At 55.2% G+C, this 25,197-nt stretch carries 17 protein-coding genes; 1 reads left to right on the top strand and 16 read right to left on the bottom strand.

The window, feature by feature from the left end:
- Positions 1-193: 193 nt before the first annotated feature.
- Positions 194-1,438 (bottom strand): Lpg1974 family pore-forming outer membrane protein, encoded by a 1,245-nt coding sequence (locus SH678x_RS19695; RefSeq protein WP_496920165.1) that lies wholly within the window; start codon positions 1,436-1,438, stop codon positions 194-196.
- A 258-nt stretch (positions 1,439-1,696) separates the two neighbouring features.
- On the opposite strand from SH678x_RS19695, the gene SH678x_RS19700 reads away from it, so the two are divergent.
- Positions 1,697-2,938, top strand: a complete 1,242-nt coding sequence (locus SH678x_RS19700) for an OmpP1/FadL family transporter (RefSeq protein ID WP_496920166.1) — start codon at positions 1,697-1,699, stop codon at positions 2,936-2,938.
- A 32-nt stretch (positions 2,939-2,970) separates the two neighbouring features.
- On the opposite strand, the gene SH678x_RS19705 is transcribed toward SH678x_RS19700, so the two are convergent.
- The 15 genes from SH678x_RS19705 to SH678x_RS19775 all read right to left on the bottom strand — a co-directional run bounded on the left by SH678x_RS19705 (position 2,971) and on the right by SH678x_RS19775 (position 25,195).
- A complete protein-coding gene (locus SH678x_RS19705; protein WP_496920167.1) occupies positions 2,971-4,818 on the bottom strand; it encodes a patatin-like phospholipase family protein in 1,848 nt (615 codons plus the stop codon).
- A complete protein-coding gene (locus SH678x_RS19710; RefSeq protein ID WP_496920168.1) occupies positions 4,815-5,846 on the bottom strand; it encodes a lipoprotein N-acyltransferase Lnb domain-containing protein in 1,032 nt (343 codons plus the stop codon). Before SH678x_RS19710 ends, SH678x_RS19705 begins: the two co-directional genes overlap by 4 nt.
- Before the next feature lie 102 nt (positions 5,847-5,948).
- Positions 5,949-6,815 (bottom strand): alpha/beta fold hydrolase, encoded by an 867-nt coding sequence (locus SH678x_RS19715; RefSeq protein ID WP_496920169.1) that lies wholly within the window; start codon positions 6,813-6,815, stop codon positions 5,949-5,951.
- A 73-nt stretch (positions 6,816-6,888) separates the two neighbouring features.
- A complete protein-coding gene (locus SH678x_RS19720; protein WP_496920170.1) occupies positions 6,889-9,249 on the bottom strand; it encodes an arylsulfatase in 2,361 nt (786 codons plus the stop codon).
- Between the two features lie 122 nt (positions 9,250-9,371).
- Positions 9,372-10,415, bottom strand: coding sequence for a DUF1254 domain-containing protein (locus tag SH678x_RS19725; protein ID WP_496920171.1), 1,044 nt, complete (start codon positions 10,413-10,415; stop codon positions 9,372-9,374).
- Positions 10,416-10,503: 88 nt separating this feature from the next.
- Entirely contained in the window at positions 10,504-12,027 is a 1,524-nt protein-coding gene (locus tag SH678x_RS19730) for a hypothetical protein (RefSeq protein WP_496920172.1), read from the bottom strand.
- Positions 12,028-12,221: 194 nt separating this feature from the next.
- Entirely contained in the window at positions 12,222-12,419 is a 198-nt protein-coding gene (locus SH678x_RS19735) for a hypothetical protein (RefSeq protein ID WP_496920173.1), read from the bottom strand.
- 63 nt (positions 12,420-12,482) lie between these two features.
- On the bottom strand, positions 12,483-14,132 hold the full coding sequence (locus SH678x_RS19740) for an arylsulfatase (RefSeq protein WP_496920174.1): 1,650 nt from the start codon (positions 14,130-14,132) through the stop codon (positions 12,483-12,485).
- A 46-nt stretch (positions 14,133-14,178) separates the two neighbouring features.
- Positions 14,179-15,900: a protocadherin gene (locus SH678x_RS19745; protein WP_496920175.1), complete on the bottom strand. Its 1,722-nt coding sequence runs from the start codon at positions 15,898-15,900 to the stop codon at positions 14,179-14,181.
- A gap of 46 nt (positions 15,901-15,946) precedes the next feature.
- Complete coding sequence (locus tag SH678x_RS19750; protein WP_496920176.1) at positions 15,947-16,876, bottom strand: YybH family protein; 930 nt, start codon at positions 16,874-16,876, stop codon at positions 15,947-15,949.
- Positions 16,877-16,932: 56 nt separating this feature from the next.
- Positions 16,933-18,306 carry a DUF1254 domain-containing protein gene (locus SH678x_RS19755; RefSeq protein WP_496920177.1) on the bottom strand — a complete coding sequence of 458 codons (1,374 nt, stop codon included), beginning with the start codon at positions 18,304-18,306 and terminating at the stop codon, positions 16,933-16,935.
- A 74-nt stretch (positions 18,307-18,380) separates the two neighbouring features.
- Positions 18,381-19,115 carry a 2'-5' RNA ligase family protein gene (locus SH678x_RS19760; protein WP_496920178.1) on the bottom strand — a complete coding sequence of 245 codons (735 nt, stop codon included), beginning with the start codon at positions 19,113-19,115 and terminating at the stop codon, positions 18,381-18,383.
- A 50-nt stretch (positions 19,116-19,165) separates the two neighbouring features.
- The gene (locus SH678x_RS19765) at positions 19,166-20,173 is read right to left on the bottom strand and encodes an HAD family hydrolase (protein WP_496920179.1); all 1,008 of its coding nucleotides are present in this window, start codon (positions 20,171-20,173) and stop codon (positions 19,166-19,168) included.
- Between the two features lie 22 nt (positions 20,174-20,195).
- Positions 20,196-22,550 (bottom strand): sulfatase-like hydrolase/transferase, encoded by a 2,355-nt coding sequence (locus tag SH678x_RS19770; RefSeq protein WP_496920180.1) that lies wholly within the window; start codon positions 22,548-22,550, stop codon positions 20,196-20,198.
- A gap of 128 nt (positions 22,551-22,678) precedes the next feature.
- The gene (locus tag SH678x_RS19775) at positions 22,679-25,195 is read right to left on the bottom strand and encodes an arylsulfatase (protein WP_496920181.1); all 2,517 of its coding nucleotides are present in this window, start codon (positions 25,193-25,195) and stop codon (positions 22,679-22,681) included.
- Positions 25,196-25,197: the final 2 nt, after the last annotated feature.

Here is a 25,197-nt window from a genome sequence, read left to right on the forward strand (position 1 = left end):
TCACGGTCCCACATCAAGGAAGCAAATCAAGTAGCAAGCGGGGCCGGCCAATGGCGCGAAAATTCGGCAGCAAAAGCCGGCTACCGAACCGCCATCCTAGAGGGGTCGTTTGCTGGTGGCAAGCAGTTGGCGCGGAGGAAATCCGCGAGAAAGAGCGAAGAAATCCGCTTTTCGAGTGCCAGCACGCGGCGAATTAGAATTCAAAGGTCGCGCGAGCCGTGAGACCGTCGAAGGTGATCGTGTCACTTTGGCTGGAATAATCGCTGGTCTGCACCGCCTGAATGAAGTCCTGGGTGGTGACCGCGTTGAACCAGGTGCTGACGATATAACCAACTTGGTATTTCATACGACGGCGAGGACCGACCCAGCCGACGCCGACTTCGACGTCGAAGACCGGGACGACGCGGCCAGCGGACCAGTCGCTAAAAACTTGCGTGCCGGCAAATGTGTTCGCCTGCGTATAGGTCGCGTCGAACTCACCCACCATCAGGTTCGCGATGCCACGACCGTAGGCAAACAAACCGGTGCTGGTGGAATGCTGTTCCCCTTCGAGTCCCAGGCGAATACCACCGCCGTTGAAATCGACATTGGTGTTCACCGAGGTTGTGCCCAGTGCCACGAAATTCGCGCCAAAGTCTTGCTCCATTGTGGCCCACCGTCCGCCGATGAGATAATTCACGACGCTCGCGCATTTGCCTTCGCACGATTCGCAGCCCATTACCAAACCACGAAAGTCGGCATCGACCAAATTGTAGTCAATCGAAGCGGTGGCGTTAGCATCGGTAGCATCAGTGGCGGCATTGGCTCCAAGGGGATGAGTCACCAAAGATCGCAACACACCCACGGCGGGATCGATGCTCACCGCACTATCGGTACTGCTACGAAAATACGTGTATTGAGCAGCGATGCTCGCTTCTTCGTTAAAAGCAAACGCTCCGCCAACGCGAAAATTGGGTTTGTATTCAAAGTCAACAATGGCTGTGGGACCGATAGGAATTTCGTTGCCCAACACGGGCGCGACGGGGCCATCGATGGGCAATGCATAAGCCACTTCCGCGTTGCGAGCCCTCATGTACAGGAGTTCGCCGAACATACCGCTGCGATGCAGATACTGCGGCGGCACCGGTTCATTGTAAAGCCAGTCTGCGAATTGGCCCGAAGCGGTCGTCGAAGCGGGTTGTGCCACCATCGGCTGCGCGACCATCGGTTGACCCATCATGGGTTGGGCCATCATCGTATTGGTAGGAACCGTGTAAGTAGGATTCGAATACGCGGAGTAAGGACCGTCCAAATGCACGGCACCATCCGGCGCGACTTGCAGAACTTGCTGACTGCCGTAGGACATGTTTTGAGGCGCGGTGAATTGAGCGAGCGCGTTACTTGTTATGACACAAGCCAAAAGTTGCGCAAGCCAAAAATAATTAAGTATTCGTGCCATAGGTCGCCCTGCGGAAAGGGTGCGATAAGTCGCGTCAGTCAAAGCGGGAATGAGGCGGGGTTTATAGGAAGCGGGGGTACTTAGTGTCAATACGCCGTTGCCATTGCTGCCAGCACTGCCAGCATGAATCGCGTTAAGCTGTAGCAGCTAGCGAAAGTGATAGTCTAGGGCCGTAAATCGTCCAGCCGACAATGAACGAAAGGCAGCCAGTGGAGTGCAAACCGCAAACCATGAGGGCTGCCAGGGGAGGGAAAAGGGATGACAAGCCATTTGATGGGTCGGTCGGCGTTTGCGCTCGTGCTGTTGGCGGGAATTGTGTGTCTCGCTAATAGCCAGTCACACGCTCAGTCTTACGGCGTTGAGCTGCAAAACACGCTGATGCCAGCGTCGGGTGGCATGGCTGGCACCAGCATTGCGATGCCACAAGATTTTCTCTCAGCCATCAATGCCAATCCGGGCGCGCTAGCAGATTTCACCGGCACTCACTTCACGTTTGGTGGTGCGTGGGCCGAGGCGACTTACAACATCGATCAACTCGATCCGCTGCCGCTCATCGGTGTCGATCCCTATCGGGCGAAATCAGGTACCCCCGGCTCGGCCGTGGGCAATATCGGCGTCGCGCAAGAGTTGTCTCTGAACGGCTTGCCCGCCGTGTTTGGCCTCGCCCTGATTTCCAATGCCGGTGCGGGCGTCGATTTCCGCGGCGTGCCTGAATCCAACGGCACGTCGGCCCAGTACGTGGCGCTCGATCTCGATGCGGCGCTCGCCATGCCAATCACGGACCAGCTTTCCGCGGGGACAACCTTTACGTTGGGAACATCTTATATCGATGGCCCCTTCACCGACACGGGGGGCATGGTTCCCGCCTATGGGATTCGTGGAACGCTCGGCGCGCAATACAAACTTTACGATCTGACCAACGTCGGTATCTACTGGCAATCGAAGAAGCACTTCAATTTCGATGATGCAGCTGTATTTAACGGTGTGGCTTACAACCTGAAGTTCGATCACCCCGAGAACGTCGGCATCGGTTTCGCCGACAAGAGCCTCATGGATGGACGGTTGCTGTTGGCGATGGACGTGGTCTACAAGCAGTACGGCGAGGCCGACTTCTTGAAGGCGCTATACAAGAATCAATGGGTCTATCAATTCGGCAGCCAATATGAGGTGAACAGTAAATTGAAACTCCGCTGCGGATATTCCTACAACACCAATCCGATGCGCGATGCAGCTCTCACTTCAATTGGTGGCATACCCGTGCCAGATGGCGTTCCCGGCTTGCGTTATATTCAAGGCCAGTTCGCCGCGATCAGCCAGCACTTCCTCACCGGCGGCGTGGGCGTGTCCGACGTTTTGCCGGGGATCGACTTCGACATATTCGCCGGTGGCATGTTCGAAAATTCCGACCAATTCGCCAGCACGATCGCGTCCGTCGAAAGCTACTGGGTCGGTTCGTACCTCACCTGGAACTTCGGTGGAGCGAAGCCGGTGGGGAGATAGCTACTAGCTAGCGCCGTGCCTGGTTCAACAGATCACGTAGCAGCCGACGGAAAGAGCGCCCCATCAAGGCGATATAGGAGTTGCTTGATTTGCGGCAGAGCTTGCAAAGTCGTATCTTCGCCTATGGCTGCTAATTCGTCCGTACGCGTGAATTCCGTCAGTTCAAATCCCGTGACGTCTGGCTCGATGACGAAATCCGCTGGCGCCACGCCAATGGCATTCACACTCGAGCTTTGCACAAGAAAGCTACGTAATACGGTTTGAATCACTGAAGCGGATCGCATCTTGCCGAGGGGCGTATCAGGCCGGTTGCGGGCAAACTCGGTTTCCATCTTCGCGGTCACGCTGACGGCAATCACAAAATTGCAACCTTTCGAGACTAACACATCGGCAGGGATATTGTTGATCAGCCCGCCATCGACTAAAGCTTGTCCGGGTCGAATGATGGGCTGAGACAAGACCGGCAGATTAATACTCTCAAGGATTCCGTGAACGGCATCGCCAGCACTGCGGACAACCGACTCGCCACGGATCAAATCGACGGTCACACAGTGCATGGGCAGTGACAGTTGTTCAAGACGATTTTCTCCGAGGTATTTCCGCAACATCGGATCGAAGCGACCCATGCGATATTTGTAAAGCAAATACCATTGATCGCCTCGTGGCAGGCAACGGAAAAGCCATGACGGCCGCAAATCTTGAACGAATGAATCCACGAGATATTCAGGATCAAGCCCCGCGGAGTACAACGTTCCCGTCATTGCTCCAGCGCTGGTGCCGGCAACCATGTCAACGACAATGCCGTTTTGCTCCAAAGCCTTCAGGACTCCCAAATGAGCCATCCCGCGAGCAGCACCTCCACCGAGCGCCACGCCAATCTGAATGCCTCGCACGAGATGGAGCAATCTTTCAAAGCCGTTAATCTCAACCTTGCCGTGTCGCGGCAGCGGCGCATCAAGCGAAACTTTGACGTCGCGTCCAGCAAGTTCTCGCAATTCGTTGGCTTGGGGTGCAGCTTCGGAAGGCTTAAGCAACCACAGGATGCGAATCTTGTTGCGCCAGCCCGGCGCACGCGACTCAATTTCTTTGAGCCGCTGAACCGAGGCTTGCCAATTCTGCGGCGTCACACACCAGTAGATCGAAACAAATTTGTCCAGGGCGTTTGCGGCACGTTCAGCTTCAATGTCTGTGGCAATATCTGCGAAGACTCGACCTTTCTCCAACCACTGAGCCACCAAATTGACAACTTCCTGGGGAGTGAAGTCGCGCTCGCCCCCCACGATTTGGCAGGTGCGCACTCGGTCGATCGTTTTCGCTTCAGTTCGATCCGTAAGGATAGATATATCCTCACCTAACTCAGCAAGCCGGCGAAACAATTTTTGTGTGATGACCCGCGTGTCGTCGCTTTGATGAAAGAAGGCGACCAGATGGGGCCGGCTTGGCAGACGATCGTTATAAAGTGCGCGTTTGACGGTCTCGGCCATCGCACGCGCGAAATTAATACGAAACATATCGTACTTCTTAGCCAATTCCTGGCTCTTGACGTATTCGAACCTGAGTAACGTCGAGGGATCTTCCGCGAAGCACTCCATAGGGACCGGCTCGGCCAGCGCGGCGGCCATCCCGCCGAACTGATCGCCCGAGCCATGGTAGCGCTGCATGAGCACGTGGCCTTGAATGTCGAGCAAGGCCAATCTGATCCGGCCATGAATGATCAAGTAAACCGAAGTCGCGACATCACCAGCTTTGTGAACGCAATCGCCTGCCTGAAAATGCATGACCTCGGCTGCTTCTGCGATGTCTTGAACTTCATCATCGTTCAAGCCTCTGGCACAGGGATGAAGCTTAAGGAGATGGACTCTTTCGTCTTGCTCACTCACGTCAGCGGACTCCTTATTGCGTCGATGGCCTGATGATCCGAATCCAGAGTATGTTGATAACCGGGCAATTCGCGTCGAATCGTCTCACCAAAACCTTCGACACGAGCGCGATTGGCAATGTCGTTGATTCGGCTCTGCTTTTTCAATTGAGGGAATGGCATGCTTTGATCAAGCAACTCGAGATCGTAAAGCAGTTGATCGAGCTTGCCGTTAAACAGCAGCTTCCAATACCAACGTATGCGTCCTCGACTCTGCGTGTAGATGCTGGTCGTGCAATTGGTCGTCAAGCCATGATACCAGCGAGGCCGCTCTGCCAGGGAGTTGATCGTGTTTGTGTACTCCAATAAAAAACTTCGCCTGTGATGAGCGTCGCTCTGCAATCGGTACAAATAGACATCTTGCGCCGGCGTATCCTTGGTGCGTCGCAAGATGGCGTCGCGTTCGTCGCAAACCACGCACATAAGCTCTTGCTGCCGATAAATGCTGCGCATGAAATTGTACGTCTGACCCACGCGATAGCGCACTTCGATCGAAAAACAGACGCGACCGTCAGGCCCGAAATTAAAGACAATCATCGGATGGCACATCCACGGCGAGCCCCAATTGGCAATCAGTACGTCGACGTTGCAAAGCTGCGATAAGCGATAGGCCCGCGTTTCAAAAGTTGGCGCGATGAAATTCGTTGTGCCGTAGGCGGCGTTGCGAACGTTCTCTATCGTAAACTTGTCGCCAAAAATCTCGATCCGCGGGAGCAGAGCAAAATTAGGATTCCACGGCCTGTCTTGTGAAGGTCGCTGTGAGAGCCACCACCCAAGAAATACGCTACCGACGAGCAGCAACTGTAAGAATGGCTTCCAAGGAGGTATCCATAAAACGAAAATCGCGGCAGCGGCTAGCAACCATAGAATGGCAAGACACCCTCCCGCGATCGTGGCCTGACCAAGATCGAAGTAAATGGCTCCAGCTATCCAAAGCAAGACAACTGAAGCAGCCAAGTAAATTATGATACTGAGGAGAAGAGAGATCATGCTGAACTTCATTCTCAGCCGATTGCCAAGCAACTACAAGCAACTCAGCGTATATTTGTGCGGTTTCGGTTCGGCGGCGCGAAGTCGGTGGGGCGGTAAGAACTACTGCTTCGTTGTTGCAGCCGTCTGCTCCAGGAACTCAAGCAGGGCCTCGTTAAAATCCTGCGACGATTCAATCTGCGGCACGTGGCCACTGTTGGGAATGATGGCGAGTTTTGCCCCTGCGATTTCCTTGGCAAACCGTTTGCCCAGCGACAAAGGCAGAAGTTTGTCTTGTTCTCCCCAGATAACCAGCGTGGGCATGGTCAAATTACTCAACTTGCCGTCGATGGCGTCTTCATTTCGCTGGGCGGATTCCAAAAACCGTGCGATCGTGTTACGGTCGCCGTTCGCAACCCGCGCGGCAAGGATCAATTCCGCCAGCGCCGGGTCGTTCGTAAATTTTGCGACTGCAAAAACAAGGCTTAACAACTCACGGCTTTCTTCGAGCGTTGTGGGATTTAACACAGCGGGGAGCTGCTGATCGGCATAGCCCGCGCTATCAACGAGAACCAAACGTTCGACACGCTGAGGCTCGTTGAGTGCGACCAGTATCGACGCCCAACCACCCAACGAGTTCCCCACGAGCGTGGCACGCTCAATTCGCAACTCGTCGAGGAGCTTACTCAAGAAATCGGCGAACGTACCCGCGCAGTAACTCAGCGACGGCTTATCGGACCGGCCATGGCCGATCAGGTCTGGCGCGATTACGCGATACTTGTCCGAGAGCGCCTCAATCGTGGCATTCCAAGTGCGGGCATCGTCGGCCAGCCCATGGACCAACACGATGGTGGGGCCACTGCCGCGTTCAACGTAATGAATCCGCGCGCCATCAACCGTGACAAACGTGCCTGTGTCGTAGATGGCGTTGTTGGGGAGGTAGCTTGGTGACTGAATACCCGTTCTCCTACCCAAAGTAAATGCACACACGATCGGCTCAATCCAATTCTCGACATGCCCATTGCGAGTCCAAACAATTTTTCTAACTAGTAAATCATAGGGATCATTTGAGTTTCACTGAAACCTTTCCAATCTGGCCGCCGAACTCAAACGGGCGGCGCACAAAATAATCAAGGGAAACGGTTGATCCTAAATCGACACCGACATCAAAGGTTTCACTGGCCGAAAAGGCCGCTGGAACGGTGCGTTCGAGCTTTGCTTTGCCGACTTCTTTGCCATCCACCATCAAAGCTGCAGTTCCTGATTTGCCGGGACCGATGATTTCCGTAATGACCTCGATTTTGTGCTTGCCAGGAGACAGGGGAGAATCACTTCGTGCCGAATACTGCTCGATAATGAACATGTTGTAGAGATAATGTAAATATCCTTTATCCATGTACAAAGTCACTCCGCCTCCCGCACCACCTAAGGCATAGAGAACGCCAGCGGCATTCTCCGGAACGTCTACGTCCATGGCGACAGTATTACTTACTGTTCCAATCGCAGGCGCGCTAAATTCGGGCATGCGACGGGTGTTCTTATTAAAGGTCCAACTTGAATACGGGGACTTGATGCGATCTTGAGGATGTAATCGCAGCCAATTTCCCGCACCAATCGGGAAATCTTTGTTGTCCTCGGCTAGCTGCAGAAACTCGTCTTTGAGCTGTGCAAGTTTCTCAGGATGCTGCTTGGCAAGATCGTCGGCTTCAGAAAAGTCTTCGTCTACTTGGTAGAGTTCCCACTCGTCGGTCGCGGAATCCCAGTTGGCCACTCGTGGTACGGACGCAGGTGTATTCCAAGGGATAAACGGACCGAACGTGCAGGCAATCCAACCATCTTTGTAGATTGCTCGGCTACCATTATTGTCAAAAAACTGAACAGTTTTTCGAGGCTGGGCGTCAGCATCTTCAAACGTATAGGCCAAACTAGTGCCATCCAAGGGGATTTGTTCGGCACCATTTACAACTCGCGGAGGTTTAATGTCAAGAATCTCGTAGATCGTCGGAGCTATGTCAATTACGTGATGAAACTGGGGTCGAATGGCTTTGTCAGGCTTGATGCCTTTAGGCCAGGAGATCACAAGTGGATTGCGTGTCCCACCAAAGTGCGAGGCTACCAATTTCGTAGCCTTAAATGGCGTTGAACCAGCCCAGGCCCATCCTGCGTGGTACATGTTATCCGTTTTATACGTCCCTAGAGCATCAAGCCCACCGAGCTTTGCGAGGGCTGCCAGTTGCTGATCAATCGTATTCGAAACATTATTTTGCGCAAGCAATTCGCTGATCGAACCTTGCTGTCCTTCGGCACTCGAGCCGTTATCGCCAACTATATAAATGACGAGCGTATTATTCCGCAACCCTCGATCTTCGAGTCCTTGAATCAGTCTGCCGACTTGCACATCGGTGTGTTCCACGAAACCAGCAAACAATTCCATGCCGCGCCGCTGAAAGTCGCGCTGATCTTCAGGGATGTCTGCCCACGCCTGCATAGTTTCGTCGCGTGGCGTGAGCTTCGTGCCGGGAGGAATAATGCCCATTTCGAGTTGGCGCTTAAAAGCTCGTTCGCGATACACATCCCAACCTTCATCGAATTGGCCTTTGTACTTGTCAGCCCACTTTGGAAAGATGTGATGCGGTCCATGGGCCGCGCCGGGTGCCCAGTACATAAGAAACGGCTTGTCAGGTGCGAATGACTGCCGTTGATCAAGCCACGCTAGGGCTTTGTCGACCAAGTCTTCCGTGAGATGATATTTTGGATCGTTATGGGGCGGCTCAATCACGTCGTAATTCTCGACGAGCCTGGGCTCCCATTGAGATGTTTCTCCGGCGAGAAAACCATAGAAATATTCAAACCCATAGCCGTTGGGCCAGCGATCCTTAGGGCCTATGGCCGTTGTTTCCGTAGCAGGCGTATTATGCCATTTACCGAAGGCCGCAGTGTGATAACCGTAGTTTTTGAGTACTTCTGCCACGGTTGCAGCGGTCTTGGGAATAATCCCCGTATAGCCATCAAAAGCCACCGCCCGCTCGGCAATTGTCCCCGACCCTACTCGAGTATGATTGCGGCCTGTGAGTAGAGCAGCCCGCGTAGGCGAGCAAATCGCCGTGGTATGGAAGGCATTGTAGCGCAAGCCTTCATTTGCCAATTTTGTTAGCGTGGGCGTATGGACTTCACCGCCAAATGTCTCCGCAACGCCGAAGCCCACGTCGTCAATCAAGATAATCAAAATATTGGGCGCGTCGTCGGGAAGCCGCTGGTGCTCAATTGGCCACTGCATTGTTGAGTCTTGCAGGCGCGGCTTGGTGACGCTTTCCATTGATTGTGGCGGAAAAGGAAGTACCGACCCATCGTTAGGTTGGGCCAGGGCGTGCGCAGCAATCAAATTGAAAATAAGCGCAAACGCAATGAAGGTACGAAAGTTCATGGACCATCAGCCTGCGGCAGCAACTGGACCATGCCGAGCACGGCTGTATTCGTGTCCCGGATGTACGCCCAGATAAGAATTTTGTTTGTACAAAAACGGCTAGCATAATAGTAAATTACAACTTATTTCACCGGCTGAGCCTCTGGAAACTTCCATGACCCGTCGAGAATGGCCGCTTGGGGACGATACATCCGCACGGTGTAATTCCACCCCGGCATGATCGGCAGGCAATTCGGGGTCTTGCCGTCGCAACCGCCGAATTGAATCGTGTAGGAACCGTCGGCGTTGGGCTTAGCCGTGATGCTGTTGAGCGAATAGGCGTTTTCGGGATTTTTGACGAAGAAGCCCTCTTTGTTGTAAACGCTGATCGACCAAAAGCCGTCGACAGGCACGTCTTTCACCGTCAAACGATAGATCGTCTTACCGTCGTTCTCCGCCGGTTCGACGCCTGAGTACATGGCTCCCGCGGCGGGATTGCCGCCCCAACCCGCGGCCGTGCCGATCAAATGCTGGATCGGATCGACTTGATCCTTCCGGCCAAACATCCGGGCCGAATCCAAACCGCCGTTCGCTGCGGCCAGGGCCAAGAGTGCTTGGCGAATCTTGTCGCGCGACTCGGTATCCCAATTGGGAATCTCAAACTTTCCTTTCCCTTGCTGCTCGACCTTGATAGCATCCTGCAATTCATGCACGGCCTTCAGATCTTCTGGACTGTTGGGATCGACAAATGTCCGCACCGCCAAGGCGACGTACGGTGTGCCGGCTTGCTCCTTGGTGATAGTAAACTTGCCCGGCGCGTAGAACACATCCGTGGCGTATTGATCTTCGTTGATCACTTGCAGCGACATGAACCGCTTACCGACTTCCGGTAGCGTAACCGTCACCGGCCCGGCGTTGAGATCGAACACGCCGAACGAATAGAGCGTGTCGCGATTGAGTCGCACGACCGTTTGATTGTCGATGGATGCCAACTCCCGTTCGTGCTGGAACTTGCCGAAACCACCTTGCTCGACAAAGCGGGCAAAGTACATATCCGATTCCGCGCGATCGAAATTATCGACGGTCACACGGAGCGGTTCTTTATCGGCCGTTTGAGCGGCAGCGATTTGAGGAACAGCAAGTATCAAGGCTACGGCCACGGATGCAGAGAGTCTTGCTAGTGGCATATTGATCTCCAGTACTACATAGATTTTTATCGCTATGGTTGTGTATGTTCGTTATGTCTTGTTGCTGTACACCTACTTGCCATAAGAACTATTCAGGCAAAGCAGCGGCAGGTTCACCTTGCGCACCCGATGCGGGTTGAGATAGCCGCACCAAGAGCCAACGTTGCGTGGTACCATTTTTATGAATCAATGCCGGGAGTTCATTTTGCGTCAGGTTGACGAGACCGGCTTCCATCACGCAGAACTGATTGTCGCCCACAGTCCAGGCAGCTCGCTGTGTTTGAGGATCGACCGCACCTTGAATTGGTTGCGTATTGTCGGTCACTTCATCGGTGTAGTTGCCGCGCAGAATGCCATCCTTATTGACGGCCAGTTGCAGAATCAAAGTAGGATGCTGCTTTTCATCACGGACCATTGCGAACACGCCCAGCGGCATCCACTGATCTGAGTCGGTGACATTGGCCGTGGCACCGAGCGCTGCTAAGTCAGAGGCCTCTTGAGCAAACTCTTCGGCCGTGCCGACGCTTTGACCGGCAACCACCACGTTGTTGTCGACGCAAGTGACGTTGTTGCCATAGTTGTAGGAAACGGTCGAGGCGTTGTTGTATCCATTCGCACCAGCAATGGTGGCCCAAGCGGTTGGAGTCCACGCGGTACCAGCGACCCACCCCGTGGCAGTCCAGGCCGTCGGATGAGCTCCGTACCAACCTTGGCCATACACGGTGGGATGATTGAAGTTGCCTCTCACGGCGGCATAATTCGGCGAGCCAGCACCGACCATTGAAGCAGCAGCGGCTCCCTGCGCACCGGAAAATTGCGGTGAGTTCCGATTCTCGACAGCAGCACCCACCGCCGCGCCTTGAGCACCCGAGTATTGAGGTGAGTTGCGATTCTCGATCGCCGCACCCGCTGCCGCACCTTGAGCGCCGGAGTACTGTGGTGAATTACGGTTATCGATCGCTGCACCGGCGGCTGCACCTTGAGCGCCTGAGTATTGCGGTGAGTTCCGATTATCCACCGCTGCGCCGGCGGCGGCCCCCTGAGCACCGGAATACTGGGGGTCGTTGCGATTGGCGATCCCGGCTCCTGCGGCCGCGCCCTGCTTGCCGGTGTATTCCGAGGAATTGCGATTCGCAATACCGGCACCCGCGGCTGCGCCCTGGGTGCCTGAATGTTCCGCCGCGTTGCGATTGCTGAAGGCTGCTCCGGCAGCCGCGTCTCCACCACCCGACGCTTGATTGCCGCGGAAGTTGCCGCCAGCGCGGCCAGCTGCAAAACCTTGTCCGCCCTGAGCATTGTGCAAGCCGCCCAACTGATTGGCTCCGTGAGCTCCGCCAGAGTTAAAGTCGGACCAAGAGCCCCCGAGGCCTCCTCCTTGTTGCCCAGCTTGACCTCTGCCACTCGGAGCTTGTGACCGTTGAGACATCCCTCCGGCACCCCCTCGACCTCCCTGAGCATGCCCTGCTCCACCCCCACCACCGGCGGCTCGGCCACTCGAACGACCCCCGCCACCCCCGCCTCCACCACCACCCTTGCGTGGTGCGGCTTCAATGAGGGTAACCGTTAGACAACATGTCATAACAATCACTGCACCGACGAGTTGCCGAAACATTTTTCTTGCCTTCCGCTAATGAGAACTCAAACGACTCACACCAAGTCAAAGCAAAATGCCATGCTTGGCGGTGAGTGCTGGCTCTCTGTGTGTTATATCGATTCTAAAGGAGTCTGTCCCGGGGCCGCTGTCTAGGTAACGTGCGACATCGCGATGGCCACCGTCTTGCTCTGCGATGCCCCATACTTTGCAAACTACATCGCCGCGGCGGGAGTTTCCGTGCCGGTCTCATCGGCGCCGGGGCCGATCGATTCATCCATCGACAACACGTACGCCAACATCGCCACGAGCATCAAACCGACAACGGTCCAAGTCCGCCAATCTTTGTGCCAAGCCGATTTCGAGTGATGTGTGTGTTGATGTTCGTGATGCTTATGCTGTTCTTTTGACATATAACTACTCTTCTCTTCTTCGCTCTTCGCCGCGAGTGGTGATAGAATTAAAAACTTATTCGCTCAGTTGCCCGTTGGAAGCGGGATGTTGATCCCTTCCTTTTCCAACTGTTCGCGCACCCATTTGAATCGCTGGTAATTGGTGATCGTAATCGGTCCCGTGTAAACGCCACTTTGCAACTTCCGCGGCGGGTACTTGATGTAGGTCTTCATCAACTTGGAGATTTCATCGCTGATGGTGACCATCGTCCAAGTCCGTTCTGTGAAGTTATTCATGAAGATGTCGTAGCGCTCTTGAGGATCGGCCCAGAGGTCAAATACTTGCGGTACCGTCGCCACGTATTTCTCGGCGCCCTTCCAGCCCAAATTGCTATCCACGGCCAACCCGCCGGTCGCTTGGCCGTCGTCGCCACGCATGTTGAACACGGCTTTGTAATTTCCTACGCGGGCCGCTCCTGGGCTCAATTCGTTTTCCGTGAAATAGAACCACGAGTTTCGCGTCCCTTTGCCAGTGCCGGTGAGCACGGGAGTCATGTCGACGCTATCAAAGATGATCGGCTTATCTTCCAAATCATTCTCGGGAAGTTCTACGCCAGCCACCGAGGCGAAGGTCGCCATCAGATCCAAGCCACCTACGATGTCGTGATTCTTCACGCCAGGTTTCACCTTGCCCGGCCAGACGCAAATCGCCGGCACGCGATTGCCACCTTCACGCACGGTACCCTTCGTGCCACGGAACGGCGTGTAACCCGCGTCGGGATAGACATCTTGCCACGCGCCGTTGTCGGTCGTGTAGAACACCAACGTGTTCTTATCGAGATTCAACTCGCGGAGCTTATCCATTACGTTGCCGATGCGGGTGTCGAGTTCCACGAGCGAATCGGCGAACTTCGATTTCGACATCGATTTATGCTCGAATTCCGGTGCCGGCAAGTTCGGCTGATGCACCTTCATGAAATTGATGCTGATGAAGAACGGCTCGTCAGGATTCTTCGCCGCGTCTTCCAAAAACTTAAGCCCAGACTCCTCGATGTACTTATCCAGAAACGGAATGCCGACAATTCCCTTTTCCGGTGTGTCGACATATTGGCCGTTGACTTTCCAATCTTCGTGAGCCGGTTCGCCGGCGTTACCCGACATCGAACCCTTGGTCACCTTCTGGAACATCTCACGCAGCTTGGGATCCATGTCCGGAAACCACGAGGGATCGCCATAGGTATAAGCGTTGCAGTGATAGAGGAAGCAATGCTCCATCTGGTCGTAGCCATGAGCATTCGGCAGAGCATAATCCGCCTCGCCCAAATGCCACTTGCCGGTGAAGTAGGTGCGATAACCACCTTTCTTCAACACCGAACCAAGCGTCCATTCCGCGGCGGGAAGTCCGCCCCCTTCCCCTTGGAAAGCGACTGTGGTCATGCCGCTGCGATTGGGAATGCGGCCAGTGATCATGGCCGCGCGTCCCGGCGTGCAACTGGGCTGAGCATAGAACGAGAAAAAGGTCATCCCTTCGGCCGCCAACTTGTCGATGTTGGGAGTCGGCATGCCGCGACCCACGCCACCGCCGTACGGACCGAGATCGCCGTAGCCGGTGTCATCGGACACGATGAACAGAATGTTTGGCTTCTTGGCGCCGTTCTGCTGGGCCGATGCTGATTGTTGATCGCACAAACCCAAGAACGCCAATACAGCGGTACAAATAGTCAAATATCTCATCGTGTTGGTTTTCCTTATTCTTGTTGAAGTGACAAGAAACGATTGTTTAATTGGCGGAAGGTGTGGCAGTCCCCTTCGAGGCATCATCCTGATTAAGCCGCACGAGCGTCCATTGCTGGGTCTTGTCGGCGCTTTCGTGGACGAGCACGGTCGCTTCGTCTTTGGTTAAATTGTAAAGACCGGTGTCGAAAATCACCGCGGGACGATCTTGAACAAACCAAGTGACCCGCTGCGTTTGCTTATCAACAGCGCCCTGCACTTGCTGAACATTGTTGTCCGAGGAGTTAAAGTAATTTCCGCGAACGATGCCATCCTTGTTGACGGCGAGTTGGAATGTCATATCGCTCGACTTTTGGGTGGGCTGAATCGCTTCGAACACGCCGAGTGGCAGCCACTGGGCATCCGCCGGATTCGCGGCAACCGCATCGCTGGTGTCGTCGCTATTCTGATTGGGAATGTCGGCATCGGCGCCGGTTTGGGCCAACTGCTGGGCCGAGTCATAATACTCCGCGGCGGTACCGACGGGCTGACCCGCGAGATAGACATTGTCGTCGTCGTAATAAATATTGTCGCCGTAGTCGTAGCTCATCGCTGGCCAGGCCACGCCGAACCACGAATTGATACCCGCCCAGTTGGCGCCATACCAATAGCCCGCGGCGAACCCGCGATTCCACCAAGCATTTGGATGATCGTGCCACCAGTTGTTGCCAAACGCGTTGTAGTGATTGAAGTTCGCGCGAGCGTAATTACCTTGCACGCGCATATCTGCCGCCGAAGCGTGCCAGGTTCCTTCGCCACGCGCACCAGAATAAAAACCACCTGCGGCAGCTTGTCCGTGAGCAACCGTGTTGCCGCCGGGTCCTTTGATCACGGTGCCACTTGCTTCGCGTCCGCCGCCAATCGCGTTGCCGCCGGGACCAACGGCCCCGCCCCGCTCACCGGCTTGGCCGTGTGCATACGTGCCGCCATCAGGACCCTTAACAACTGTGCCACTGGCCTCACGACCTCCACCCGCCGCGCCACCATTTGGTCCGATAGCTCCACCAGCTTCTCCCGCCTGACCATGAGCAACGGTCGTGCCATCTGGCCCATGCCAAACGTTGCCCGAGACACCACCTATGTCGCCCGCGCGACCGCCAGCCGCAAACGGATTGGAAATACTATGCGCCCCCGCGGCGCTCATGCCGGAATCCGAAGGCAATCCGAGGAAGGAATTCAATCGACCTGCCGAAGGAGCAGCGCCTGCAAAGCCACCAGCACCAGGGAACCCACCGGCACCGCGCCCGGCAAAGCCATTCGTAATCGATTCGGGACTAAAGCCACCGGCAAAGCCACGAGCATCGCCCCCGGCTCCGGGAAATCCACCGGCCCCCATGCCTGGGGCTCGGCCCGCGCCGCCAGCGCCGGGAAATCCGCCCGCACCTGGGAACCCACCGGCACCGGGAAATCCGCCGCCGCCCATACCCGGGACATGCCCCGAAAACCCACCAGGCATTCCGCCGCCGAAACCGCCCATTCCGCCGGGCATCCCGCCGCTAAATCCGCTGAAGCCACCGGCAGGCATGCCACCGTGAAAGCCACCCATGCCGCCACCTCCCATTCCGCCAGGCATGCCGCCCATGCCACCGCCGCCATGGAAGCCACCCATACCTCCCATGCCGCCACCTCCACCACCGTGAAAACCTCCACCGCCGCCGCGCGCCTGAACAGTGTTATGGGGAATCAATAAGAGCGAGCTCAACAGAGCCGTGAAGAATATGCGTTTCATCGTTTGACCCTTAAAAGGATTAATTGTTTTATGGTATCGCTGCGTGTTACTTCGCGGCGGGGATATTGATGTTTGGTCGCTCGAACACGATCTTTTCCGTGTTGGGAAGGGGCTCGTTACCCAACGAGCGGCCAACTGATTGCCACGAAAAGACATTTTTGTCGCTTGAGCGATGCATCACATTGGTCGCCGTCGTGACGAGCCCCTCGGCAGTGACGCCTTGGGTTTGGCAAGCCAGCGCATCGCCGCTTTTGACCCAAATGCCATAAGCGTGGCCACCATCGGAATTGAAGAACCATGCCACGATTCGTCCCGTGAGCGGATCACGGCCGATGATTTGTATCCCGCCGTGTTGTGGCTTGGCGTCCTTCTCGTTGGGATGAATGGTTGTTATCGCTTGCAGGAATTGCTTGTTGGCCACCCATTCGAACTTGAGATCGACCGTCGCGTTTTCGCCTTTGCTCGACCAATCGCCCACCATCCAGTCGAGCCGCTGCAACTCTTCGGCGGGGGCGGGCAGCAGGCTGTCCGACTCGCGCACGTCGGCCATCAGCCATTTGTTGTCGACTTTGACGTGCAACACCGAATAGCTGCTCGCGCTTTGATGGTTCCCCTTGGGATCGCTCAGCGATGCCGTGCCGTCTTCCACGATCAACGTCGGAGCCAGTTTGCGGACCGAATTGATTTTGATTTCCATCGTTGCGCCAGGATTGGCTTTGAACAGTTGTTCGTATTGCTTTTGAATTGCAGCACGGCCTTTGAGTGTTTGCCCGCCGAGGCTGTATTCGCAATCAGGGGTCCACAGATTGGCAATCGCCCCCGCATTCCCGGCGTCGAAGGCAGTCACGAACGCTTTGGCCGTTTGTTCGATATTTTTTTGTTCGGGGATGGCCTGAGCCGTGGCGGAGCTGGCGAGAAGACTAAATGCTATGAGCAAAAGCCCTGGTTGTTTGGCGAACTGTGTGAATCGAGTCACGTTTCCACCTCTGTTCTTGGAATAAGAAATTTTTGAAATTGTTTGTAGCGATAACGTTATTTCGCGACTTGCACGGCCGGGATCTGCCAGCTGCCATCGAGGATCGACGGCGGAGTTTCCTTGGGCCAATAAAGTCTGAGCATCAAGATGAATCTATCTTTGGGTGCGGGCAGCCAGTTGGATTCTTTATCGGGGCCCGGATTCTCGTGTTGCAAGTACAGATCGATCGAGCCGTCCGCATTCTTTTTCAGATCGTTTCGCGCACTTAAAGTGTAACGATTCAGCGGATTATCGACGAAGAAGTAATCGCCGTTGTACATCGTGAGCGACCAAAACCCATCCACCGGAGGGAGTTTATCCTTGGCGAAGTGCATCACATACTTGTTGGCCCCGCTGTAGGGTTGACCGGCGCCATCGACTTCCGAAGTAGGATAAATCGCATCTTGCGGCCGGTTCGCACCCAGGCCAATCGCAGTGATCAGCGCACGTTCTAAATAGTTCGTGCCGTACTCGCCCGTTTGAGTCGTAAACAGCCAGCCTCCTTCATCTTTGCCCGCTTGTTTGAAGTGGGCCATGATTTTGCCGAAGGCGGTCTGAGGAACATCTTTCAATGCTTCCTTGACTTCGGGGCTCAATGCCGCGAAATCAAACGGCTTGCCGGGCACGATCCCCAACTTCGCCATGTTGGCGACGACAGCTGCATCCGCCGCTGCGGGAGGATTGTTCTTCAGAAGTTCTGCAAGCAGCTGAAAGTAATTTTCTGCACTCAGGCTATTCACTTGTTCCCGTACGGGAGTCTTCATATCAATCTCGGAATTCACTTTCCCCGCCGGCGGCGTGTACGACTTGCCATACGCACTCAAGGGAACGAGCGAAATCTTGTCTTGCATCTTATGTACCGCGGCATAGTCTTCCGGTGTGCCCGTGCAATAGATTCGTCCCAAAATCCACACGATCCCCGTCGGCGATTTGTATTCGGTCACGCCCGCAGGGAGCGTCCCTTTCCAATTCGGGCCGGTAATGGCGTAGGTCTGTGGCCCGGTGCCAGTAGTTCGCTTACCGGGCACTTGAAAGACGTCCGTCCAGCCGTCGAGCATGGGAAACAAATAGTAACGCTCCTCGGCGTCGGGGAGGCTCAAGACATACGGCTCGTCAGTGACGTCGATAAATGCCGTCGTGTAGAGCGTGTCGGCATTGGGAGCCGTGACGTCGCGAAACTGAGCGTTGGGATACTCGCGCATGCGGATAAGCTGCCCCATCGGTGCGTGAGTCCCTGCCGGCTCCGCGACATTGGTGAGCACCCGGCGGGTGTATTCCATCGTCACCAGCGGATAGCCATAGATATAAGCCTCTTCGGCAATAACTTGGGCCTCTTGGGGAGACAGCGCTTGCGCTAAGCTACCCACCGTCACAAAATTCAACGTAGTCATAAGGCAAACGACACTTACCCTCTTAATATTTAGAATAGTCATCGGAATTCCTATTTTGATTGAATGCGAGTGGCTTATTCCAGGTCCCACTTCTTAAGTTCCGTGCGGGCCGTGCCGTAGTTGCCGAGGTGATAAACGGCCACACCGACCGGCGAAAATGTGAACGATTCAAAAGGCTCTTTGAGCAGGTTGTCGAGCAACCCCAGCCCTGCCACGCCGATCGTGACGTGGGGATTAAAATTCTTGCCGGAGTACTTGGGCACATAGTCGGCCACATAGTTGATGACCATTGGCACGATGTCAGGGTCTTGCGGGGTCGTCACATACGCAGCTGCGGTTCCCGACTTCACCGTGAACGGAGCCACCGCCTCGATCAGCTTCTGTTGGAACTGCAGGAGCTCGTCGGTCGGTTCGACGACGATGCCCGCGAGTCCCGTCTCGGGCATCGGCAAATAGTAATACTTGTAGGCCTTCAACTTCCAACTGGTAGGCTGCTCCTCGGCCAAGACTTTGCCAACGGCCTCGTAAACTTTGTCGAGATCCGCCGTTTTCACGTAACGTTGCAAGCACGTGACATGCGGCCGGTGGGTTGCGTCGAGGGAATATCCCGCTGGGTAGCTCCGACGCAATCGCGCGTTCGCGGCCTGTGCCTTCTCAATCATCACAGCATCGGGCTTAAGCAAGATGTCGATTGCGGTAACCGAGCCTTGCTCGGCGGGCGCTTCTTTTTCCTGGGCATGGCTAGGATCCCTTGCAATCGAGAGCGCGCAGACAATTACCAACAGAACCAATAAATCTCGTTGATGCATAATTGTCTGATCTTCCTAGTCGTTGCTCGGCGGTGGGTCGCGTTAGGAGGTTATTCTTGGAATGGAAAAATCTTCTTCCAGTCACTCTTCATATCGATCACAACCCAACCACGTTCTTTCGCTTGATCGAGCCCGCGCTCGAGTTGTCCGACTTTCGAGGGATGGTCATAAGCGTATTCCCTCACCGCGTCGGTGTGATGAACAAGTAGCCCCAGCCGCGGCTTGGTCGCGCCGCTGGTGGTGTATTCGAGCATTTCAAAATCGCCGTCCGAGTTGCCAAACGCGATGATCGGCTGCCCGCCGATAAAACGCTGAATCCCCACGGGCTTACCGGGACCGTCGTCGACGAAGTCCACGGCGGGCAACTTCAAGAGTATAGGTTTGCCGTCGCGCATCTCAAATTTAAGCTTGCCGCAACTGCCGATGACTTGTTGAGTAGGAATCCCGTAAGCCTGGTCGGCCCAGACACGCATGAATTCGGCACCACCCCCCGAAACGATAAACGTCTTAAAACCGTTGGCTCGCAGGTAATCAAGGACCTCAATCATCGGCTGATAGATGCACTTGTTGTAGGGCTGGTGAAAGCGGGGATGATGAGCCGTTTTCAACCACGTGCGAACACGTTCATTAAATTCATCAGTCGTTATGTTGGCATGCGTCGCGGCGACCAGCTCTAGCAAGGCTTTTTCCCCACCAGAAAAGGCAAGTTTCAAATCCCCAGCCAGAATCGATTTGAAAGGCTCCTTGTCTTGCCATTCTGGATGCTGCCCGGCATCGAGCTTCACCTGATCGATGGCAAACGCGAACTGAGAATAGAACGGCTGTTCGCACCACAGCGTGCCGTCGTTGTCGAACGTCGCAATCCGTTTTTCGGGAGCTACGAAATCGAGAGAACCTTCTTTCGTCACCTTCTCGACGAACTCGATGATCGCCGTCTTCGCTGCGGAGTCGTTCCATGAGGGGAGCGGATTCTGGGCGTAGGTCTCACAACACCCGAAACATACCGCGACAAGACAAATTGCCAGCGATATCCGCCGTAGGCATCTCCATTTGCTCATTGAAGCGACCCTTTGCCAACTCTTACGGTTTGAGGTCCACGGTGACCTGATCAATCTTTCCAGAAAATTTGAACGGTGGCGTGTACGCCTCGTCCACGGGCGAGCCCGTATCTTCGCCGATATCCAACGTGCCTCCCAGTCCCAGAGTGATTCCCTGAGTCTGTTCCAGGCGACCTTCGCCAACTTTCTTGTCGTTCACAAACAATGTGAGCGTTCCTCCCTTGCCCATTCCGCCACCATCATAAGTAAACTCGCCGCGCAGCTTGGCCTGACCCGCGGGTAAGGGACTTTTCGCAGCCACGCGCGTGGTTGTACGTCCCAAGAAATTTCCCACAAACACGGGCTTACCATCTTTCACATACAGCCCATAGCCGCCATCGCTGCCGCCGAGCGAAAAGATCGCGCCATCAGTCTCGCCCTTGTCTGTTTCAATCGCCGCACTAATCGAGAACGACTTGTTGAGAACATTCGGCGCACTGCCGGCTGGCAGAGCAACCATGCCGGGATAGTAAGTAAAAGATTTCCGCTTTCCACTCAGCGAAGGCCGGCCTTGTAGCTCGCCATTCAAGCGTTCCGTCTTGCGGCCATCCAACGGAAGCACACTGTAGCGCGAGGCCTCGCTCCACCACAGGTCTTGCAACTCGCGAAGCTTCTCGGGATTACTTTTCGCCAGGTCGTTCGACTGCGTAAAATCCTCCTGCAAGTTATAGAGTTCCCAGATGGCCGTATCGGGGTTCGCTGGCGCCGCCGAGCCTTCCCACGGAACATTGACGCGAGACGCAGCCCACCAACCGTCGTGGTATATTCCACGATTGAGTAACATTTCGAAGTATTGAGTTTTGCGCTTTCCCGGGGCATCGGGCTTGTCAAACGAATACACCATTGAAACCCCTTCCAGAGGTTTCTGCGCCACGCCGTTGAGAATATCCGGGAACTCGATGCCAACCGCTTCATAGATCGTGGGGGCGACGTCGATCACGTGATGGAATTGGTCGCGCACGCCACCCTGATCTTTAATGCGCGCCGGCCAAGATACGGCGAGTGGGTTCCGCACGCCTCCCAAATGCGAGGCAATCTGCTTGGTCCATTGAAACGGCGTGTTCATGGCCCAAGCCCAGCCCGCGGGAAAATGATTGAAATGCTTGGGGCCACCAATCTCGTTGATGTGCTTGAGATTGTCCTCTAGCGATTCGGGGACGTTATTAAAGAACGAATTCTCGTTCAACAATCCAACGAGCCCTCCTTCGGCAGAGGCCCCATTGTCGCCCACCTGATAAAAAACGAGCGTGTTGTCGGCGTCGGGGAGTGAGCGAATAACTTCCAACAAGCGGCCCATTTCGTAATCTGTCTGGGCGGTGAAGGCTGCGAAGACCTCCATCATGCGCGCGAACAATCGCTTTTGATCGGCGGAGAGCGAATCCCAGGCAGGCAACTCTTCGGGCCGCTTCGTTAACACCGCATTCTGGGGAACCACGCCCAGCTGCTTTTGGCGGGCGAATGTTTCTTCGCGATATTGGTCCCAACCTTGATCGAACTTGCCCTTGAACTTCTCAATGTATTGAGGTGAGACTTGATGGGGAGCATGCGTGGCTCCCGTCGACATGTACAAGAAGAAGGGCTTGTCGGCGGCAATCGAACGCGTGCCTCGCAGCCAAGCGATCGCATGGTCAACCAAATCGGGCGTCAAAATATAGTCAGGATCGGTTGAGCGCGGCACCAAATTGTGGTTCTCATAGAGCGTAGGCTGCCACTGATCCATGTCACCACCCATGAATCCGTAAAAGTAGTCGAAGCCCAAGCCACTCGGCCAACGATCAAACGGCCCGACCTGGCTGGTCTCCCAATCGGGCGTGTTATGATTTTTGCCAAACCACGCCGTGGCGTAGCCATGCTGCCGCAAAACTTCGGCAATCGTACCGACATTCTTGCCGATGATGCCGGTGTAGCCGTCGTAACCTGTCGCGGCTTCGGTGATGACGCCGTTACTCGTGGAATGATGATTGCGCCCTGTGAGCAGCGCGGCCCGCGTCGGCGAACAAAGGGCCGTCGTATGAAATCGCGTGAATTTCAAACCTTGCTTGGCGACCGAATCGAGCGCAGGCGTTTCGACTTGTCCGCCGAACGTGCCAAATTGCCCATAGCCGGCATCGTCAATCAAGATAAAGACAATGTTGGGTGCCCCTTGGGGAGGCTTCACGGGTTGAGGAAACTCGGGCGGATCGCTTTCCGCGATCGTGCGTCCAACACTTCCCTTAAAATGAAAATCAGGAAACGGCAAAACTTGAGTTTGCTCTACCGGGTTCGCGGGTTTCTCCTGCGCACTCCCTGGATACGACATTAGTAGGATCAAGACAAACACGCTGGCGATGTTTTTCATCGTTGAGCTTTCTGCGAAATTAGCGACAAGTTGGATATCATGAGGCGCAGGCAGAACAAGTTCGACTGTCCACCGACTCGCTCAGATTATTGGTAACACGCCAGGATGTGAAACTAAGATTTTTCAATTTACTCACTCGCCTTGTTATCGCGCTGGGCAGCTTCGAGCTTGGCGATGTCTTCGGGCGAGAGTTGTGGCCGATCGACTTTGATCGTCAACTTGTTCAACTTCGCGGTCAGAGCAAATGGCGGCTGGTAATCGGCGTCGTTCACCCCGGTGAGGGTGTCTGAACCAATGTCAAAACTTTCGTCCCATTGCAGGATCATGGGGAGAGTTTTGGGCATCGCTTTTGTATCCACGACTTTACCATCAACTTTCAAAGTTCCCGTCCCTGGGCGACCAAGTCCGCTCATGTTATTGAAAGCCAGCGTGCCGACTCCCAAGCCGTCGTATTTGAAATCGAATTCGACGGTATGTTTGCCTGGCGCCAGGGCATCGGGACCTTCCCACTTGAGGCGTTCCAGATTGATGAGATTCCATAGGAAGACCGGCTTACCCTTGAGCAAGTAAAATCCGTAACCAGCAAAACGACCGCCGGAAGTCAGCATCATTCCTTCCGCGCCCTCCTCCGGCACTTCAATATCTGCCGTGATGGTGTAGGAGCTATTGAGCAAAAACGGGGAATCACCCTGCGGCAGACCGACCATCGGTCGCGTATAGACAAACTCGGTGCGGCCGGCGGTGATGTTCGGTCGTGGGGCAACGATGCGCGCCGCCACGGAAGCATCGAGCGGAAAGACCTGATACTTTTTTGCTTCCTCAACGAACATCGCTTTCATCGACTTAACTTTGTCCGGATGCTTGTCGGCGATGTTTTGGGATTGGCTGAAATCGTTGTTGAGGTCGTATAGTTCAAGCACCTGGTTATTGAGCGGATCGGGATTCGCCGTGCCGAAGGCTTCCCACGGCGCGCGGTTGACCTTCGTGCTGAGCAGCCAACCTTCGTGATAGAGGGCGTACTGGCCCATCATCTCGAAATATTGGGTCGTGTGCTGGGTTGGCTCTTGGGCGTTCTTCGCGTCAAAGGTGTAGGCGAGGCTCGTGCCTTCAATGGGCGCCTGCTTGATGCCGTCCACCATCTCGGGTGCGGGGATGCCGCAAGATTCGAGAATCGTCGGCACGATATCAATCACATGGCAGAATTGCTCGCGGAGCGCGCCCTTGTCGGTGATATGACCGGGCCAAGAGATGGCCATGCATTGGCGGATGCCGCCGAGCTTCGAGGCATTCTGCTTGAACCAGCTAAACGGCGTGTCGAAGGCCCAGGACCAACCGGCCGACATGTGGTTGTAAGTCGCCTCGGTGCCCCAAACGTCGTACCATTTCATTTGCACGGGAACAGGGACCGAGACGCCGTTGAAAAACGCGACCTCATTCGGGGTGCCCAGCGGCCCCCCTTCGGCGCTCGTGCCGTTGTCGCCATTGATGTAGATGATGAGCGTGTTATCGAGCTTGCCCATGTCCTCGATGGCTTGAATCACGCGGCCAATTTCGTAGTCGCAATAGGCCTCATAGGCGGCGAAAATTTCTACCTGCTTGATGTAGAGTTTCTTTTCCTCGGGCGTGCAATCGTCCCAATTCTTGATGATCTCGGTCGGCCAAGGCTCGAGTTGGGTATCTTGAGGGATCACGCCAAGCCGTTTTTGGTTCTCAAAGATTCGCTCGCGGAGTTTGTTCCAGCCTTCGTCAAAAAGGTGCATCTCGTGGATTTTGTCGACCCATTCTTTGGTCGGATGATGCGGCGCGTGAGTCGCCCCCGGAACGTAGTAACAGAAGAACGGCTTGCTGGGGTCTGTCTGATCGATGCGGCTGAGCCAATCAATCGCATCGTCGGCCATGCCGGTGATCAGGTTCCATTCTGGTTTGCCTTGAAAGGGATAGATTTGGGTCGTGTTGCGGAAGAGGTTGGGTTGCCATTGATTCGCATCGCCGCCAATAAATCCAAAGAAGTAATCAAAGCCTTGCCCGATGGGCCAGTTTTCGAAGGGTCCGACTTGGCTGGCCGCGAAGGCTGGCACGTTGTGATCCTTACCAAACCAGGAAGTCGCATAGCCGTTTTCTTTGAGAATCCGGCCAATGGTGGTTTTGTCCTTGGCAATGATGCTGTTGTAGCCGGGGAAGCCGGTGGATTGTTCTGAGATCACGCCAAAGCCCGCTGAATGGTGGTTGCGGCCCGTGATCAGTGCCGCGCGAGTCGGAGAGCAAAGCGCGGTCGAATGGATATTGTTGTAGCGGAGACCGTTCTTAGCCACGCGGTCCATGGTCGGCGTGGGGATGACGCCGCCAAATGTGCTCGGCACGCCAAACCCTGCGTCGTCGGTCATGATCAGAAGGATGTTCGGCGCCTTTTTAGGTGGCACCACGCGTGGCGCCCACCAAGCTTTTGATTGCAGGGCATCGTCCTTGATGACGCCGCCGAATTTGGGATCGGGGGGCGGAAGTTGCTTGCCGTCAATAGTTGTTGTCGCACTGGGAGAGCCTAACTCACCCGTGACTTCTTGCCCCTGGGCGACACAACAAAAACAGAACAGGAAAGCAAACGCTGCGCACAAAGTGCGCAGTTGTCGATGGGAAATCCCTCGCATAC

It is taken from the genome of Bythopirellula superficialaquae (assembly GCF_059632245.1).